We start from the raw sequence: 19,645 nt of genomic DNA on the forward strand, positions 1-19,645 counted from the left end.
ATAAATAAGAATAGGATGGCTCTTAAAGGATAAGGAGAGTGAAATGGACTCATCGGCTGGGAAACCTAATAGTAGTTTTATAGAAAACCGAAGTATTGATTTTATTCCTGAAAATGAAAGACATGGCGGAGTATTTGCTCAATTCACCCTATGGTTTGGTGCTAACTTACAAATCACAGCCATTGTGACAGGCGCGCTAGCCGTTGTGTTAGGCGGAGATGTTTTTTGGTCTATTATCGGCTTATTAGTAGGACAATGTTTTGGTGCTGCCGTCATGGCACTGCATGCTGCCCAAGGTCCTAAACTTGGTCTCCCTCAAATGATTTCAAGCCGTGTGCAATTTGGGGTTTATGGCGCTTGTATTCCAATCATACTCGTTTGCCTTATGTATATTGGTTTTACCGCAACTGGAGAGGTATTAGCGGGTAAAGCAATTGCACATTTGGCACATGTCAGCAATACAACTGGTATCTTAATTTATGCAAGTTTAATCATTTTATTCGCAACGATTGGATACCGTTTAATCCATTTGGTAGGCAAAGTAGCCAGTATTATTGGTTTGATTGCTTTTGTGATTATTTTGACTCAGATCTTCGCACTTTCTGATTTTTCTGAACTCTTAGCAGTACGTCATTTCAGCTGGTCTTCATTCTTGTTAGCAGTTTCCCTTTCTGCTTCTTGGCAAATCTCTTTTGGTCCCTATGTTGCAGATTATTCTCGATATCTTCCAACTAAAACATCTTCATCTCGTGTTTTTTGGGCTGTCGGCTTAGGTTCTTTAATTGGCTCACAAATTTCTATGAGCTTAGGCGTTTTAATCGCTCAGGTTGCAAACGGCAATTTTGTCGGAAATGAAGTTCAATATGTTGTGGGTATGAACCCAATTGCCCTTGTCGTAACCTTTCTATATTTTAGTATCGCTTTTGGGAAAGTTACTCTAACGACCTTAAATGCCTATGGCAGTTTTATGTGTATTGCTACGATTTGGAATAGTTTCAAATCGACAAATCAAATCTCAAAAATAACAAGATTACTCATTGTTCTTGCTATGGTTGTAGTCTCAACCTTTATTGCAATTATAGGTGAACATACTTTTTTAAGCGCCTTTAAAGCATTTATTTTGTTTTTGCTTACCTTTTTTATTCCGTGGAGTGCTATTAATCTTGTTGATTACTACTTTATCTCTAAAGAAGAATGTGATGTAGATGCACTCTATGATCCAAATGGCAAGTATGGCCGTTGGAATCGGATTGGAATTACCTGCTACTTTCTAGGTATTTTGATTCAACTACCATTTATTGATAGTAAATTCTATACGGGTCAAATTGCGGCAATGTTAGGAGGAATCGATTTATCATGGCTTGTAGGACTTATCTCTACTGCATTGATTTACTACATTTTCGCCAAGAAAGCTCAACTCAAGTTTTCAAAACAATTAGTGATTGATCAAATCAAATAATGAAACTAGATAAGCTATCAAAGTCGATCACCTTGATAGCTTATAAAATAATTTTACGGTTATTCTGATAGTGCTTTAGCCTGTGCCGAGATAGGCAATCCAAATAACTTATCAAAACTCCAATTAAATATAAAAGTATAGATAGGAATAATGATAATAAAGGCCACATCTAACCAAAAAGCAGCAACCAGAGAAATATCCATCCACCACGAAATAAGAGGAATCAAAAACAAGACTAAGGTAAGTTGGAACCCAATAGCATGCTCCACTCTACGCTTAACTGTACGGACGTTACTGGTTTGTCTGGCTTCCCATTTCTCATATAAAATATTGTAGATAAAATTCCAAGTTACGGCGATGGTCGTAATCATGACAGAGAGTGGTCCTGTATGTTCAACACTATCACCTGCCAAAATCGCTAACCCTACTGATGAAATAATCATTCCGATTACTTCGTAAGAAGATACATATACAATTCGACGCTTTATACCTTGCATAATCACTAAACTCTGCTTAATTCCTTATATTTTAATTTCAGTCAAAATCATATATAAAGTTAATAGCTTTCAGTTCAACTGATATCAAAATGAATTTTAACAGTGAAAATATTGAACTTTTCATAACTGTACTCGATACGGGTTCTTTCTCTGCGGCTGCTCGTAAACTAAATCGAGTCCCATCAGCAGTAAGTATGGCCGTTGCTAATTTAGAAGCAGAATTGGGTTATATATTATTTGAAAGGACACCTCGAAAGGTCATTCCTACCGCTACAGCATTAGCCTTGGAACCTCAAGCACGAATTATTTCTGAACAACTTAGGCTATTTAGCAATCATGCACATGAACTTTCCTTAGGACTTGAAAGTAAATTGCGTATTGGCGTTGTTTCCGATGTAAATACAAAATTATTATTCCATTCAATAAAGAAACTAGCCGATAAATTCCCTTTACTGAACATAGAAGTGATTACTGCTCCCCAAGACGACATTGTTAATTTACTTTATACGGAGCAAATCAGTCTTTGCTTAGCGGGTTCAGACCTCAATATAAAAATGCGCGAGAATCTACAATTGGTAATGACTGAAACAGTAGCGGCTACGATTTCTTCTAACCACGCTCTTCTACAAGATAGAACAAAACGGTTTTCTATAGAGGAATTAATCAATATTAGACAAATTGTTGTGGCGAGTAGTGAACATGAAATGAAAGATCCCCGTTCAATTATTGGTGCAATGTACTGGAAAACTAATAGTCTACAAACAGCAATTAATATGGTTGAAGCTGGACTTGGTTGGGGAAATTTTCCGTTATCACTAGTACAAGATAAAATTGATCAAGGTCACTTAGTCCTTTTAGATTTTAAAAATACGAAAAATCATCTCCCCTTATCTATTTATTTAATTTGGCTCCAAGACCGCCCTTTACCTAAAGCAGCTAGAGAGTTAATTCAAATTATTCAAGAAAATTTATAAAACTTTATAGGTTAGTTCTGAAAGTCTAAGGATTTTTTATAATTTTGATTCTTGTTACATCTAGTTTATTTAAAGCTTAAGCTTATTACTCTGTACCATATCTCTAAATAATACTAAAAACAAAAAGCCTACTTAGAAAGTAGGCCTCTTGTTGTATTCCAGGATTAAGCAATAATATTTTGTTCTGTAAAAAATACACTTATACTTTATTAAAACCAAGTGTTTTAGTCAAGAATAAAGTTTATAAGATACAAACATTTGTATTGTTGTGAAGACAATCACAATTTAGGTTTCATATAGAAAATACTTTAAAGACGGAAAGGTATTTTAATGATAAAAATTTCTATTACCGTCCTTTAGAGCTTTTTTAGAAAAATACAACGAACACCTTAGGAAAAAGTATTATATTTTAATTAAATTTATTTGCATCAAAAAAATTGAATCTGTTTTTCGTTACTTTTATATTTCATTATTAAAGTTGCTAACTTTATATGTTAATGTTTACTTTTTTAAGTTGAGTTTAAATTTCAAGCTAATCTAAAAATTAATAATACTATTTTCTTCAGTAATTTGGCCTAATAGTCTATATTTTTTACTACACATAGGCTAGAATATTATTAAGAGAATTATTGTAACTATTATTTTCGAAATATATAATTAAAAAGGTAATCTACCATATATCTAAAGCTTAATTAAAATATATAATATTTTTAATCACCATTTATATTTATCTTAAATAAGTTTTTTCTAATTCTATAATTTCACAACACAAACAGCATATCTACAATTCATGCTTATATTTTAAACAAAATTTATTTTATATAAATTAATGTCTCAAACTACAAATACAATTAAGTCATCGTCACAATAGATTGTTGGAATAAATTCTAATTGATCGATAAATAACTTCTCCCACTTTACTCTTGAAGTACACATAAGCTAGAATCACTATCGCTTGAAATATTAACCAATAAGACACAATATTTTTGGGTTTAGTTTGCGTCTACTTCAGAAAATGACTTGTGTTTAATTAAAAAATTGATTAGTATTGCACGCACTGAAAAGCATTGAGATTAAAAGCTTTTCTGACTTATAGGGCCTATAGCTCAGTTGGTTAGAGCAGCGGACTCATAATCCGTTGGTCCACAGTTCAAGTCTGTGTGGGCCCACCATATAAAACAACCACTTAGGTGTATTTACCCTAAGTGGTTTTTTAATACCTACTCCCATGTAAGCAATATGTAAGCATCTTTTTAATTTCTTAATTTCTTTCGAGAAGTGCAATTTTCAGACAAAAAAGTTAACTTATCTCACCCCACTTTATCTACTTCTAATCGACAACAAAACATCAAAGAATTTAAATTTTTTAGCCAGACAAAAATTAGTAAAATAGATTTAAATGGAATAATAATAAAGGTTAAAAAAATATGTGCGCAAACTATGAACCAATATCAAAAGACCGAGTACATCTACTAGATTTACTCGAACCGACATTTGAATATAAAAATGATATTTATCCCGGATATGACTGCCCTCTTATTTTTAGTAACAATGGAAATATAGAATGGAGATCTGTTAAGTTCGGCTTAATCCCAAAATGGAAGCATGACCTTAAATATTCTCGCTATACATATAATGCTAGAACTGAAACAGTTTCTACACGACATAGTTTTAGACATGCATGGGCTAAAAGCCAATTTGCGTTAATACCTGTAGATAAGATTTATGAACCAAAATATGTCGATGGGAAAGCAGAACGTTGGGGAATTTATCGTGAGGATGGCATGCCATTCACTGTGGCTGCCATTTATGAATCTACAATAATTGACGGACAACAAATTAGATCTATGTCGATGCTGACTATTAATGCAGACAAACATCCCTTTATGAACCAGTTTCATAAACCAGAAGATGAGAAACGATCGATTATTGTAATCCCTGAAGAATATCGAGAAGATTGGCTGAACTGTAAAAAAGAAGATGCTGATCAATTTTTCTTTGAAATGCCGAGCGGCGAATTTACTGCAGACTACTTCCCAAAACCCAAAAAAAGTGCAAATTAGCACCGTTGATTTTCCGACCAAATGCATCGTACAACGCGACAAGTTACGACTAGTTATTATTTATCCACAACTTTTTAAATTTGAATTTTAAGCAAGCTCTAGCATATCATCTTGATTATGTAACAAAATCAAGGAGTAACTATGAGCACTATCGAACCTTTTATTATTGAAATAAAGCCACATCTCAATCTTGGCAATGCTTTGACTGATGTCGCCTCAATAAAATTAGTTACTCCATCAACGCATTTATCAATACCATTAGCTATTGAAAAGGTATCTGCCGGCTTTCCCTCACCTGCTCAAGATTACATTGATCGATCACTCGATATGAATGAGCACTTAATTAAGAATGAGACCGCAACATTTATTGTCAGAGTGGCCTCTTTATCAATGCTAAATGCAGGCATTGATATTGATGACGAACTAATTGTCGACCGTAGCCTTGATGCTAAACACAACGATATTGTTGTTGCTCTTATAGATAATGATTTCACTGTTAAACGTTTAATAATAGATGGAGATGAGTACTGGCTTAAGGCTGAAAATCCAGATTATGAAGATATACATCTCAAGGATGGGCAAGAATTATTAATTTGGGGTGTTGTTACTTATATTTTAAAAAATACAAGAAAAAAATCATGAGACATGAGAATAAAGTCTTCTTTCTCATTGATGTAAATAACATGTATGTGTCATGTGAGAGAGTCTTTAATCCAAGTTTGAATGGTAAAAGTACCATCGTGCTCTCAAATAACGATGGCTGTGCTGTTGCACGCTCAAATGAAGCTAAAGCACTTGGAATCCGGATGGGTGTGCCTCTTTTTCAAATAAAAGACATTGTTCAGCAGCATAATGTAATCGTACTTTCAAGCAACTATGCTCTTTATGCGGAGATGTCACGGCGCTTTCACAAAATATTAGGCTCATACGTTACTGAAGATGAAATTGAACCGTATTCAATAGATGAATGCTTCGTTGATTTCTCTGCTTATGAAAAAAATTTTGATTTAGAAAAAGTTGCTCACGATATGCGGGCAAAGATATGGAAATGGATTGGTTTGCCCGTGTGCGTAGGGATTGGTCGCAGCAAGACGGAAGCAAAGATATCAAATCATATAGCTAAGAAAAATCAAGGTTTTAAAGGTGTTTGCGACCTCGTCAATATGGATCCTTGCAATAAAGAATATTATTTTGACCAGATCGATGTAAGTGAAGTGTGGGGTGTCGGTCGTAAGCATGCAAAGAAATTACACACAATGGGGGTTAAAACAGTATTAGACCTAGCTTGTACGGAAGCACGCGAAATGCAACGACAGTTTTCTATTGTAATGTCTAGAACGATTAATGAATTGCAGGGCATCTCATGCATTGAAATTGAAGATACCCCACCCTCAAAAAAACAAATAATAAAGTCTTGTTCATTTGGCACAAAAGTTACTGAACTCTCTGATTTGAAAGAAGCAATAGCCATGCACGCACAAGAAGCTTGCAAACGGCTGCGTGATGAGGAGTCCCTTTGCGGTTGTCTACTTGTATTTGTTCAATCAAGTCCCTTTGATGAAAGTGCGCCGTTCTATAATAAGTCAATAACTGGCTCATTTTCACAGCCAACAGATTGTGCATTAGATTTCGTAAAAGCAGCAGTTAAGATGGTCGCAGATATATTTAAGGAAGGTATTAAGTATAAAAAATGCGGCGTCATACTAACAGGTTTAGAGCCCAAGTCTGGACATACATATGATCTTTTAACCGACTTTGAGATTATAGATAAGAAAGAACAATTGATGAAAACACTAGATAACGTACATACAAAATTTGGAAAGAAAAAACTCGGTATAAGTACGTGTTATGTGCCAGGTCGCAACTGGTCTATGTCACGGGATAAATTAAGCAGAAATCCTTTTTTGTGGGACGAACTGTTGACTATTAATAACTAGGGTGTGTTGACACTTTTCGCTTAAAAAAATAGCGAAGTAGTAAAATCAAATCACCAAACCCAATTTTACTATTCGCTATGCCTCGTACCATGCTGACAGATCAACACTGGCAAAAGTTGAAAGTTATTCTGCGTAATTTATCCATTCACCACAACTCAAATTTACGCAATTTTATTGAAGCTATTCTCTATAGAATTAGAACAGGCTGTTCGTGGCGAGATATTCCTTCTTGTTTTGGTCATTCAAACTCTATTTTCAAACGTTTTAATCGTTGGTCAAGCAGCGGTAAGTTACTTAGATTATTCAAATTAATAGCCTCATGCCCCGATATGGAGTGGATTTTTATTGATAGCTCTCATGTACGTGCTCATCAACATTCTGCCGGCATAGCGAATCAATCTATTTCTAAAAGTGTAGGAGGAAACTCCTCAAAAATACATTTGATTGTTGATGCACATGGCAATCCTATTGATTTCATGATTACCGATGGAACCACACATGATGTTAAAGTTGCGCCTGATTTAATATCAACATTAGATTTAAAAGAGACAAAAGTGGTATGCGCAGATAAAGGCTATGATTTAGAACCACTGCGTGAACAGATCAGGAAAACAGGGACTAAAGCGAATATACCAAAGAAAACGAATAGCCAATCGAACAATGACCATATGGACTGGTATTTATATAAAATCAGGCATTTAGTTGAAAATATGTTTTGTAGATTAAAGCAATTTAGAGGAATAGCTACTCGATATGACAAGCTCAAAAGAAATTATCAAAGTTCTGTTGCTTTAGCCTGTATATTTTTATGGCTACCTTTATAGGGTTAATTATGAACAGTAAGTATTAACAGACCCTAGTTTTTGATGAAGAAAATTGAAAAATAAAAACAGGTGATTTGATCTGTCTTGTTTAAAGAATAAAAAGCGCCTAGAAGGCACTTTTTATTCTTTAAGTAAATTTACGGCGTTAGAATGACTTTACGACAGTCTTCTTCCTTTTTATCAAAAATACGGTAACCTTCCGCAGCATCTTCCAGTTTCATGCGATGGGTAATAATCACATCCGGAGACAGATCTCCATTTTCGATATGTTCGAGTAACTGCGGCAAGTATTTATGCACATGGGTTTGTCCCATTTTAAAAGTTAAACCTTTGTCAAAGGCATCACCAAACAGGAAGCCATGAATTGGACCTGCATAAACCCCAGGTACACTCACCACACCGCCGCGTCGGACTGCTGCAATACATTGTCTTAGTGCTGAACCACTCGAACCTTCTAATTTCAGGTTGGTCATTACTGTTTCCAGAACACTCCCTTTGGCTTCGAAACCAACGGCATCAATAACTGCATCAACACCACGATAACCTGCTGTATTTTGAATAATAAATTCAGCTGCATCGACTTCATCAAAGTTGACCGGAATGACCCCATAGGTTTGATGAGCAAATCGCAAGCGATAAGGGTGATGGTCGACCATGAAGATCTGTTCGGCACCGAGCATCCGTGCACAAGCTGCAGATAACAGACCGACTGGACCAGCACCATAAATTGCCACTGTAGAACCACGGGTGACTTGAGCATTGGTTACTGCCTGCCAGGCTGTTGGCAGAATATCGGTCAGGAATAATACTTTTTCATCAGGCAAGGAGCCAGGAACCTTAAACGGTCCGACATTGCCTTTGGGAATCCGCACATATTCAGCCTGACCACCCGGAACACCACCATACAGGTGGCTAAAGCCAAACAAGGCCGCTCCTGGTGGAATCTGTTTTTTATTGAGAATTGCACCACGACCCGTATTGGTATTTTCACAGGCAGCCATCAGTTCATGTTCACAGAAAAAACAGTGACCGCATGCAATGACAAAGGGAATGATCACCCGGTCACCTTTTTTGACTTCTGTCACTGCAGGGCCGACTTCTTCTACAACTCCCATAAATTCATGGCCGAAAATATCACCGTCTTCAGTGGCGGGGATTTTACCCCGGTATAGATGTAGGTCTGAGCCACAGATGGCAGTGGCTGTCACCCTTAAAATAACGTCATCTGGTTCCTGAATCACTGGATCTGGAACAGATTCAACTCGTACATCCCGAGCACCATGATAGGTAAGAGCACGCATGCGGATTTCCTCTCTAGTTCAACATAAATAGTCTCAAATAAGGCTGCTGATTATTAAAAAGCCTTTTTATTAGAGCCTTATAACCTGACCTAGAGCTGTAAATTAATGTATGAAATAAGGAAGCCGAGTGTTTAAAAAATAAACTTATATAGTACTTGCGTAATTCACTACAAAATATGTCAAAAATCGAGTAAATGATTAGGGTCTGTTGAGAGGTTCCTTATTTTGTACCTTATATTTACGTAACGGATGAAGATTTAGAATAGTTTTATCTTCCTACCAAAATACCAATCACTGGAATACATTAATAAACTAATTAAAAAGAAGATTTTTTAAATTTAACTTATGATGAACTCGTCGAGATTATTAGTAAGGCTCGGATGACTGGGCCTCAGATGATTCCAATCCTAGGAACTGTTGTTTAAAAGGATTAAAAATTAAATGCAATACGAAAAGGTGCACCAGATAACGAGCTCTGCTCTTAAGTTTTTTGAAGACCATCTAAAATCTCCAATGATATGGCAAGTTTTTCCCAGAAACTTTTGTGAGGAAGCAAGTAGCTTACTATTAATAATTCTTCAACAAGAAGGCATAAATGATTTTAAACTCATGAAAGGGACAAATATTGAAAATGAACATCATTTTTGGTTAGAAAATGATGAGTATGTTATTGATCTTACAGCCCATCAATTTGATGAAATCATTTCACCCTTCTTGCTCATAGAGAAAAGTAAATACCCTTTAAGTAAAGTATTTTCACTGGATATAAGTGAAATTATTGATTTTCAAAACTGGGGTGGACTAGATCCATTTAAGCCTAAAATTCAAAGTATTTTTTATGTGGATTATTACAAATAAAGCCCTCCTCAGAGAGCTTTCACACAAATACCTACACTCACATTGCTATTGATCGTATGAGCTGTGCATCCTGATAATAGAATGCACAGCACTGTGATTGTCAAAGCTATCTTTGAACGTCTGCAATGAAAGACTTTCATATAACAACCCGATTAGCGATCCAGCCATAGAAAAACTGCTCTTGGCTTTTATTACGCTCACAGATTTCAATGTAACGCTGGCCTTGCATAATGTTGAGCACTCGCACTAGAACCTTCTCACCTTCTTTCCCACGTTTGGCTAGATAGGTTTTTAAAGCTCCTAAAGTGTTAGAACCATAAACACCATCAACCTTCAAATCGGCGTACCCAGCTTTACCTTGGTTGTTAAGCAAGTTCAAAGCACGCTGTAAAAGTGGTTTTGCAAAGTTGATACCACAGTTCACACCAGTATCTAAAAGTTCTTCAGCTACAGCAGAGCTAAGAGTATTCACCTGATCAAAACGTGGTTCTATCCAGTACTGTTTCCGATAAATTACTTTGGCCACATCAAGAGGTAAATCTTTCATATTGCCTCTATAGCCGTTTTCACGAGCTACAGATTGAGTAATACCGTATTTGGTTGCACCACCCCGATCTGCGGGATTATTTACATACCCGCCTTCGCGTTTAATTAACTCATCAAGATATTGTTCAATATTCATTTCGGTTTCCTTCAGATGTAAAAAAACCGCCCGAAGGCGGCATTAACTGTTTGAAATATCGTTTTTGGCTTTCTTAAACTCTTTAATCACTTCAACAATCGTTTTCCCTTCTTGCTTGTCGATGAAATTAAAGGTCCATCGCACAATGGCCCAACCGGGCAAACCACAAATGAAGAAAAAACCACCTATAGCAATCATTCCCCAGATATCAGTGACCCACTCATGCAAGCCCCATTTCACGATAATGAATGAACCGCCACATAAACTGGAAACAACGGTGCAAATCAAACCCACGGCCCATTCTTGAGGAGACCTTGGCATTCGTGTCATTAAAACGACGGCAGCAACTAATGAAATTGCTAAGGTGACAGCAATTGCCGCACCATAAAACTTTAAAAATGCAGTAATACTGCTTGTTGAAAGTGGCTCCATAGCCATTACTCCAGAAATAAAAAAAACACCCGATTGGGTGCTCTCATTGAAATTTTTAAATTAGAAATTTACTGCTTCAATTTCTTCATATGTCAAAGCAGTTTCAATTTTCTGTCGTGCAATACGCCCTCTCTCATGAATGTTATTAATGTGCACTGCAAGCGCGGTTTTTAAGTCAATCAATTGATCAGGACTAAGATTAACAACTGAATTGTCTTTTAAAGTCCACTCAACTGGTACACCGAGCAAAGCTGCAGTAGCGATTCTTAGTTGAGAATTAGAGTCTGAATCATAAAGCTTATTTTCAAACTCAAATCCGCCAAACTCATACTGATCCCGAATCTGCTTGATTTGCTCCCATTTATGCCTTTTTGCATCTTCTAAAGTTCGATTATCGACCCACTTCTTAGTTTCATAATCGAAGATATGATATGGCGAGGGCTGAGTGGGAATATTTATCCACTTTCCTTCTTGAAAAAACATATTTGGACAAGGAGGATCATCTAAAGCGATACATCCCTCAGGAGTATTCAGCTTGATCATCTCTTCATTACCAAAAATATGTCCAATAACTTCACCATTCTTTGAAACTAATACCGTCACTTTTTAAGCTCCAATGTTGATAAAGATGACATGGTGACTATTGTAGGAGTTTCGGCAAAGCCACCTTGAGCTTCAAATGAACCATAATAAATATTGGAATATTTAGTGATATAGGCCAACTGAAGCACTATTGTTTTTGTACCAGTGGAAGCAGGTAGGATATAAACGGGTGTCGCAGTAACTCCAATAAACCGGATTGTACTGCTCCCATCATAAAATGTTGGGTATATTTCCTGAGTGTACGCAACAGTACCATTTACTAATACCCGACAAGCTAGCGTCACACATTTCAAAATGTCGTAGGAGGATGGATATTGTGTGATCCTGACCTTACAGTCAAACACAAACGATCCATCAATCCTTAGTTTACCTCCTTGCGTTTGCACATTAAGAGTAACTAAATCTTGTGTATAACCAACTGAACCTGCCATTGAATTAGAAACAGCGAAATAAAATTTACGCTCTGTTTGATTAATTACCCCGGAAGGGACAGTAACGGCTTCATCTTGGATTTTTAAAGTGTCTATTGCTCCGTTTTTAATGTGAGCATTATCAACTTCAATATCACCTAAATCAGCGCTAATGGTGCTTAGATTTTCTGCCCAGATTCTATTTGCATTAATATAGCCAAAGCTACCAGAATCTACATATAAACCTCTTGGAATTACTGTTCCATTCGGTAGAGTTAGTGGCGTATTTAATAGCGACATTATAGGCTTAGGAGTTACACCATCGACTCCAACTGGCGCGCCGAACTGGATAGTATCGTAATTGAAAATGAATGTTGACGTGGTACCATCATTCATTGAACCATGACCTGCTAAATGCCCATTCACATCCATTTTTAAATATTGCTGAGCTTTAACACCATCAACGCTTTCAGTTACCTGTTGAATTGCAGCTGTATTTCCACCAACAGTAGTTTGCAAAGTAGTAATACTCGATGCTTGAGTTGAAACTTTGCCATCAATAACAGAAACTTTAGAATCCAATGAACTGAGCGCAGAAGCATCGGCTTTACTTGCAAGGACACCATTAATATTCGATACACTGTTATTCAATTGTGTAATTGAATTGCTTTGGCTAGAAATGGTCCCTTCAGCATTCGTAACTCGAGTATCAAGTGAAGATAAAGCTTTTGAAGTTGCAATTTCGCCAATTGGTTGCTCCCACAGTGTTGCAACATTCCCTTGTTCCAACTTCATGCGTCTTATAGCCAATGCGTTTCCAACTGTAGTTGAATCAGACTGAAAAGACATAATGAGGCTTGTTGCATTTGCTGGAACTGTGAATGTGCAACTTTGTCGAGTGTATTGATTATTGCTGATACCGCTCATTGATTTAACAGCAATATCACTCCAAGCGCCGCCAACTTGGGCAATAATCCGCCAGCGCACTGGCAATGCAGCACCACGCACATCTGCACTAATTGTGTAAGTAGTGCTTGCGCGTAAAACACTGGTAGCGTTGACTGGTGAGGTCATACGGTAGTAGCGTTCTACACTCGCATCGTTAACAGTAAAGTAAGAATCAATATTGAAATTTGTCGAAAATCCTTGGGCAGAAGCTGTACCATCGCTTGTTTTTGGTTGATTCGCAGAGTTCGGAGCAGCCGTATTACTTAATAAGTTTGCACCAATTACTGCCGCGGCGCTTAAACCTGCCTGCAAACTGGTGATCTGGTTACCTTGGCTTGTAATAGAGTTCTCCGTCGCGGTGACTCTGGAATCCAAACTTGATAATGCAGCGTTATCTGCTTTCGTAGCTAAAGCGCCATTAATATTTGAAACACTATTATTTAAAGAAACAATGCTGTTCCCTTGGCTTGTAATCGTACCTTCTGCACTTGCGACACGGGAGGTTAGTGAAGAAACGGCTGATGCTGTTGCAGCATTTTCTAAAGATGCCGTTTTATCTACCAAGCGAATAGAAGAATAATCAACAACCCCAGCGTTTGGATACATCCATACACCAAACCATGCGAATACATCTGAGGTTGGTGCATAATCTAAAGAGAAATCAACAAAATTGGTTGTATCTGTTGCTGTTACTTGTTTTACTGCTAATGTGGCGTTATCACCTGTTCTAATCCAGCGCAGCAATAAACCTGCGGTTCCAGATACCTTACGTGCCCTTACAGTTGCTTGGTAAGTTCGCCCTGCTTTTAACCACATCCCCGAGGTCGGTGTTCTTACCGTTGGGTTGGTACCAGAGGTACCGGCATCATTTGATTTAGTTACTCGTAAGCCAGTACCCCCACCTTCACCGTAATTACCAGCAACAATTGAGTTACCTGTTGCAAGCTCACTTACGGCAATGAACTTCAAGCCCTCTCTAAAATTTGGGTCTAAATTTAGCGCATCACCTTTTGACTGAATAGCAGACTGCAAACTTGTGATGTTGCTGTTGGTTGTAGTTAGACCATTTTCTGTAGCTGTTACACGACTATCTAAAGCTGTAATAGCACTTGAATCTGCTTTTGATGCCAGAGCGTTATTAATTGTATTAACACTATTGTTCAGAGAGGTAATTGCACTTCCTTGAGAAGATATAGTATTACCTTGTGATGTCACAGTGTTAGACAATGCCTCCAATGCCGAAGCATCGGCTTTTGTATTCGCTGTCTTCTGTGCTGCATCTGCTGCGGATACTGCATCATTAGCTGTTTTTTGCGCTGTTGCTACACTGTTATTGAGTGAAGTAAGGGAGTTACCTTGACTTGTTAACGTATTTCCCTGCTGAGTAACTGTGGAACTTAAAGATGAAAGTGCAGAAGCATTTGCAGCAATTAAATTACCTGTTTCAGTAGAAGCTGCTGAATATGCGGTTGCGATTGTCCCTCTTTCTAATTGAACATTTGTAAAATATGCAACGCCTGCGGCAAGCAATAACATATACAAATTAGTAGTATCAACATGTGATGCTGACTTTCTTAAAGTTGTAATTGTGTACTTTGTCCATGTAGTTGTTAGTGCAATATTTTGGGAACCGATACCACCGAATAATTGAATTTTTACAGATAATGCAGCATCAGCTTTTGCAAAAAACGATAAGACAAGTGGTTCATTAGAACTCGCCACTGGAACAACTGATGTGGTCATTAAGATTTGATGCACACCATCTTGCCCAGCACCACTAGCTGTTACTTTTAAAACTCTAGATCGGGCATAAGTTGCGCTATCCACTGCAATACTATGATTACCATTCGCTGTGATATTACTTAAGTCGTTGTAAAGGGTGTTATAGACTAAGTTAAGACTCCCATTCGTGATCGAGTTATTCAGCGAAGTAATATTTGCAGTATTTGACGTTACTTTACCGTCAATAGTTGTCACTTTTGAATCAATACTACTAACCGCACTTGCATCCGCTTTTGACGTTAAAGCGTTATTAATGTTAGTAACACTGTTTTGCAGCGAAGTGATAGCACTACTGTTTGATGTTAGGGTATTTCCTTGTTGTGTAACTGTGTTCTGAAGCGTGCTTAACGCACTAGCATCTGCTTTATCATAAGTAGATGGTTTCCAGTAAGTTGCAACTTGGCCTTCTTCTAATTGAGGCTTTTGAATTGTTAATGTCGCATTATTGCCATCACTAGAACCGTTAAGATCAAAACGTAGGGAATAGGTAACGCCTACTGCATCCGCACTAGTTTTAAATGTTACTGAATATCGAACAAGATTCGTTGTTCCAACTGTCACATAAGTTGATTTGTGATGTGCACCATTACTAGCAATTAAGAATGATTCAACGCTCTTAACATTTGCGGTTCGCACTGCCCAAAAAGACAAAGTGTAATAAGTGTCTGGCTTAAGTGCAGGATCAGTTAAAGACCATGTGATATAGCTTTCACCCGTAGTTGCGGCCATTGATACAGTTTTTAACTGATCTGCCAAAGCAACTAAGTTTACACCCACACTGCTCAATGAATTCTGTAAAGATGCGATAGACGCGCCTTGACTTGTAATAGTCCCCTCGGTAGTAGTTACTCGGCTATCTAGGGCGGATAAGGCGATTGAATCTGCTTTTGATGCAAGCGCATTATTAATTGTAGAAACGTTATTTTGAAGGGATGTAATAGCACCTCCCTGAGATGATATATTGCCCTCAGTTGTAGTCACACGGTTAGCCAAAGAACTTAAAGTAGATGCATCCGCTTTACTTGCAAGCGTTCCGTTGATACTTACAATATTATTATTCAGTTGCGTAATTGAGCTGCCTTGACTTGTTAGAGTCCCTTCGGCATTTGTCACACGACTGGCTAGATTTGTGATAGCCGATGCATTGGCGTCAGAAGCAACCGCATCCGTAGCATTAATGATACTAATCGAATCATAATCAATCGTACCAGATGCCATGACCCATGTTCCGAAATACACAAGAACATCTGATGTCGGTTTATATGTATAAATTAAATCGACATAAGCCGATGTTGATGTCACAGATAGTGTCGCAGACGCAAGAACAGCATTATCAGATTTTCTGTGAAAACGACCAAGAATACTTCCCGTGCCTGATATCAACTTACATCTAACAATTGCCCGATACGTATTATTAGCTTTTAAGAAAAAACCATCTGTCCGGTTTGTATTGACGTTTGTATTTGTTCCAGCAGATGTATCTGTATTTGACTTAATTACACGAATACCAAGTGACCCATTCTCACCGTAAGCGCCGTGCGTAACAGAGTTACCTGCCGGTGTTTCAGCAATTGTGTAATATTCCAAACCAGATACAAAATGAGGATCAATATTGAGCGCGTCTGCTTGTACTCTTAAAGTGCTTTTTAGCGTATTGATTGACATCGAAGCTGCATCAGCCTTGCTTACTGCTGTGTTTGCAGTTGTTTGAGCTGTGGCCGCAGATGAAATAGCTGTATTCGTCTTTGATTCATTCGTAGTTAAACGTGAATCTAGCGCGTTAATTTGCGTAGCATTGGCACTTGTATTTGTAGCATTTGTCGTAATCTGAGTCTGCAAACTTGATAAAGTGCCATTGGTGCTTGATTTATAAGTTTCAATGTTGCTTAACAGGGCCGCATCTTCAGACTTGCGCTGAGTAGTTTCAGTTGTTAATCCATCATTCAAATTAGAAATTGCAGCGATACGAGTAGAACTCTCATCTGCAATCTTTTGATTTAACAGATTTGTAGAAGTGATTAAATCACTTGCTACTTTAGATGCTGCTGTTGATGCATTATTCGCTGTATTTTTAGCATTGGTCGCTATAACACTCGCATCATTTGCTATTTTTTGGGCTGAAGAAGCTTGTGTTTGAGCAGAGGTTGCTGCCGATTGAGCACTCGAGGCCGCCGTCTTAGCTTCAGAGGCCACAGCCTGGGCATTGTTAGCTGCAGTTTGGGCGCTACTAGCAACAGCTTGGGCATTATTTGCTGCAGCTTGGGCTGCTTCAGATACATCGACTGAATTTTCAATTTTACCTTGAAGCTCTTGGGCAAGATCACTCTCATTAATATGACCAGAAATAAGATCAAGAACCGCTTCCGGATCTGCTGTGGTCGTACCATTGACCCATTCAGACCAAGGACCAACATTGCCAATCCGGTCAATTAATCGACCGCGATAAAACTGTCTAAGATTAGGTTGTAAACCTTGGATTGTGGTAGTGGTAGTCGGATATGCAAACAATCCTAATTGAGCAATATTGTTGATGCCATCAGGTGAAACTTCAATTTCGGTATAAGCTGTATCTTTTGCACCTGTTGGAGGGAATCCCCAATCAAGCTTCATTCCAAACAAAATACCTGTGGCACGTATAAAAGCTATTTTCGGCGGTAATCCCTGCTTTCCAGTAATTTCAGTTAAGGAAGATGTAACCGGTAAAGATGCGATTTCAAAAGCAGAAATTGCTGTAACACGAGCTTGATATTGACCTGAATAAACACCAGGTACCTCGACTGAATTATTACCAGTTAATGGTAAACGAATCCACGAACCATCATCTTTTCGCCACTCAACAAGATACTTAACAGCACCTTTTGCTTGTGTCCATGACACAATCATTGTGGTGACATTAATACCTTGATCAACACGACTTTCGGTCGTAATCAAAACATCTTTGACTGGTTCTTGAGTTGAAGGATTGACTATTGATATAGGTGCTTCTTCAAAGAATGCACCGTTATCAATTTCATCAAATTTTTGAGGGTTATATTGGAGTGCTGTAATACTGAACTGGTGTTTTTCATCTTGTGAGATTGAAATAACACGGAACTTCATTGTCGCTAAATCTTGAGCATCAAGAACCCATACGTTTTGTACAGCAATTGAATTCTCATCGAACGGAAGTGTTACTGTGATAACCCGACCAGAGATCGACTGAACAATTCGCGTTTGTGCTTTGCCATTTTCGCCATTGATAACCAGACGATCACCAGCTTTAGCAATAACGTCATCTCGATCAATGGTTATGCTTTTGAGATCAGCAGAAATTTTAGATACACGTCCGCCATTAGCACGTCCTGCAAACAGTTCATCCGCAATTTCAATTACTCTTCCTGGCAGTGGAATATGCCCATCTAAACCGACTTTAAACGAAACTGTACGAGTCTCCTTTTGCTCGGATTTTAAAGCCCAGTGGCCTGCACGTTGAGCCTGGCCACGAGAAGTACATCCCCACGCATCTAATTCAAGAATGCGTACTTGGCCAGCCTCAGCAATTGCCTTCTCATCACGTACATATTCGTACTCGGTTTTGTAGTGATTTGCTGGGTTATCCCAGGCAACCTTAACTACGTTGTGACGATCACGTGCACGAGTACCAGAGTATTCAAATACTCCACCGATTACGTTAGCTCGGCTATAGGTGAAATATGTATCTTGGGGAATGTCTGCATCACAATTGATGCTATTACCATCCCAATAAGCAATCGCACGAAATACACCAGCTAACTTCATTAAAATGCTAAAAGCTTCTTCAGCACTTTGCAGATAAACGTTACAAGTAAAACGTGGTTCTTGGCCACCAACCCCATCAGAAACTGTCTGGTCGCAATATTGAGCTAAACGGTACAAAGACCATTTATCAATCATAAAAGGAGTTAAACGACTCCCAAGGCCATACCGATCATTTGTACATAAATCGTAGTAAATCCATGCGGGGTTATTTGTATAGGCTCGCTTAAAGGTACCATCCCACATTCCCGTATATTGTCGGGTTTGAGTGTTATAATTTGTGGGTACCAAAATTAAGGTACCTTTCAAATCAACAGCAACTTTTGCAACATTCCCAAAAGTTTCAGCATCGTATCGAATGCCAAGTAAAGCTGTATTTGGGTAGCGTAGTTTTACATCGACTACTTCAGTAATAGCCTCGATATACATCTTGTCGCTGACATATTCAGATGTTGAATTAGGCGTAAGACGGCGAACACGGATGAGCCAACCAGTATCAGCTTTAGGTAAATCAATACGATGAGCCCGTTCATAATTTGCAGAAGTTTTGTCTGATATTTTTGTTTTTAAAACTTCTGTCCACGTTCCGCCATCAGTTTGAAGATCAATAGCGTATTCAATTGTTAGACCACTAACATCCCCTGTAGTGGCATCTTGTTTGCGTAGTGGACCCCACTTAAACCGAATACGTAAAGCATCAAGATCGATATTGTTAAATGCACGTACCCAAGGAGTTCCTGACTTTAATTCAACATCAACAGCTGATTCACTATCTACTGAGGGGAAGCCTTCTATGTAATCTTGGTCATTAGTACCCTTTCGGAAATCTACTTTTACATTTGAAAAATTGAGATTTCCATTTGCATCCTGAAGCGGAGTCTCTTCAAGAGAAATTGATTGATATCCATTCGCTAATCCCTCGACCTCACCCTCTGCTAAACCATATAATATATTGATATAGGTTTTGGATTGTGCAGAATCTGAGGCAATTATTGGTTGCCGTGCTTCGTCTTTACCTTTTTTCGCGCCTTTTACAATCGCCATAACAAAAATCTCGCGCAATAAAAAAGGCGCTTAAAAGCGCCTTGGAAAACATTTAAT

12 protein-coding genes, 1 tRNA gene and 1 pseudogene are annotated in these 19,645 nt (G+C 38.0%); 8 read left to right on the top strand and 6 right to left on the bottom strand.

Annotation, left to right across the window (positions count from 1 at the left end; genetic code table 11):
- Window positions 1-43 precede the first annotated feature (43 nt).
- Window positions 44-1,459 (top strand): purine-cytosine permease family protein, encoded by a 1,416-nt coding sequence (locus ACO6UW_RS05385; protein WP_032034789.1) that lies wholly within the window; start codon window positions 44-46, stop codon window positions 1,457-1,459.
- A gap of 59 nt (window positions 1,460-1,518) precedes the next feature.
- On the opposite strand, the gene ACO6UW_RS05390 is transcribed toward ACO6UW_RS05385, so the two are convergent.
- Window positions 1,519-1,956, bottom strand: a complete 438-nt coding sequence (locus ACO6UW_RS05390) for a PACE efflux transporter (RefSeq protein WP_057062675.1) — start codon at window positions 1,954-1,956, stop codon at window positions 1,519-1,521.
- Between the two features lie 89 nt (window positions 1,957-2,045).
- Here ACO6UW_RS05390 and ACO6UW_RS05395 point away from each other — a divergent pair, with 89 nt between their 5' ends.
- The 6 genes and pseudogenes from ACO6UW_RS05395 (at window position 2,046) to ACO6UW_RS05420 (ending at window position 7,773) form a co-directional block, all read left to right on the top strand.
- Window positions 2,046-2,930 carry a LysR family transcriptional regulator gene (locus ACO6UW_RS05395; RefSeq protein WP_057062674.1) on the top strand — a complete coding sequence of 295 codons (885 nt, stop codon included), beginning with the start codon at window positions 2,046-2,048 and terminating at the stop codon, window positions 2,928-2,930.
- 1,095 nt (window positions 2,931-4,025) lie between these two features.
- Window positions 4,026-4,102, top strand: a tRNA-Ile gene (locus ACO6UW_RS05400).
- A gap of 255 nt (window positions 4,103-4,357) precedes the next feature.
- Window positions 4,358-4,993, top strand: a complete 636-nt coding sequence (locus ACO6UW_RS05405; protein ID WP_119048214.1) for an SOS response-associated peptidase family protein — start codon at window positions 4,358-4,360, stop codon at window positions 4,991-4,993.
- A gap of 141 nt (window positions 4,994-5,134) precedes the next feature.
- Window positions 5,135-5,635, top strand: a complete 501-nt coding sequence (locus ACO6UW_RS05410) for a LexA family protein (protein ID WP_119048213.1) — start codon at window positions 5,135-5,137, stop codon at window positions 5,633-5,635.
- A complete protein-coding gene (locus tag ACO6UW_RS05415; protein ID WP_262521159.1) occupies window positions 5,632-6,930 on the top strand; it encodes a Y-family DNA polymerase in 1,299 nt (432 codons plus the stop codon). The genes ACO6UW_RS05410 and ACO6UW_RS05415 overlap by 4 nt, the downstream gene beginning before the upstream one ends.
- A 77-nt stretch (window positions 6,931-7,007) precedes the next feature.
- Window positions 7,008-7,773: pseudogene (locus ACO6UW_RS05420) on the top strand (IS5-like element ISAba31 family transposase).
- A gap of 118 nt (window positions 7,774-7,891) precedes the next feature.
- Here ACO6UW_RS05420 and ACO6UW_RS05425 read toward each other — a convergent pair.
- Window positions 7,892-9,055 carry a zinc-dependent alcohol dehydrogenase gene (locus tag ACO6UW_RS05425; protein ID WP_002045824.1) on the bottom strand — a complete coding sequence of 388 codons (1,164 nt, stop codon included), beginning with the start codon at window positions 9,053-9,055 and terminating at the stop codon, window positions 7,892-7,894.
- A gap of 441 nt (window positions 9,056-9,496) precedes the next feature.
- Here ACO6UW_RS05425 and ACO6UW_RS05430 point away from each other — a divergent pair, with 441 nt between their 5' ends.
- Complete coding sequence (locus ACO6UW_RS05430) at window positions 9,497-9,913, top strand: hypothetical protein (RefSeq protein ID WP_005070343.1); 417 nt, start codon at window positions 9,497-9,499, stop codon at window positions 9,911-9,913.
- Window positions 9,914-10,049: 136 nt separating this feature from the next.
- Here ACO6UW_RS05430 and ACO6UW_RS05435 read toward each other — a convergent pair whose 3' ends face one another.
- Genes ACO6UW_RS05435 through gpJ form a run of 4 tightly spaced genes read right to left on the bottom strand, consistent with a single transcriptional unit; the run spans window position 10,050 to window position 19,588 of the window.
- Entirely contained in the window at window positions 10,050-10,595 is a 546-nt protein-coding gene (locus ACO6UW_RS05435) for a glycoside hydrolase family 108 protein (RefSeq protein WP_005070345.1), read from the bottom strand.
- A gap of 42 nt (window positions 10,596-10,637) precedes the next feature.
- Window positions 10,638-11,027, bottom strand: coding sequence for a hypothetical protein (locus tag ACO6UW_RS05440; protein WP_005070347.1), 390 nt, complete (start codon window positions 11,025-11,027; stop codon window positions 10,638-10,640).
- 60 nt (window positions 11,028-11,087) lie between these two features.
- Complete coding sequence (locus tag ACO6UW_RS05445) at window positions 11,088-11,630, bottom strand: DUF4376 domain-containing protein (protein ID WP_005070349.1); 543 nt, start codon at window positions 11,628-11,630, stop codon at window positions 11,088-11,090.
- Entirely contained in the window at window positions 11,627-19,588 is a 7,962-nt protein-coding gene (gene gpJ / locus ACO6UW_RS05450; RefSeq protein WP_348891934.1) for a TipJ family phage tail tip protein, read from the bottom strand. The genes ACO6UW_RS05445 and gpJ overlap by 4 nt, the downstream gene beginning before the upstream one ends.
- Window positions 19,589-19,645: the final 57 nt, after the last annotated feature.

The organism is Acinetobacter sp. JADD-222 (assembly GCF_049310645.1).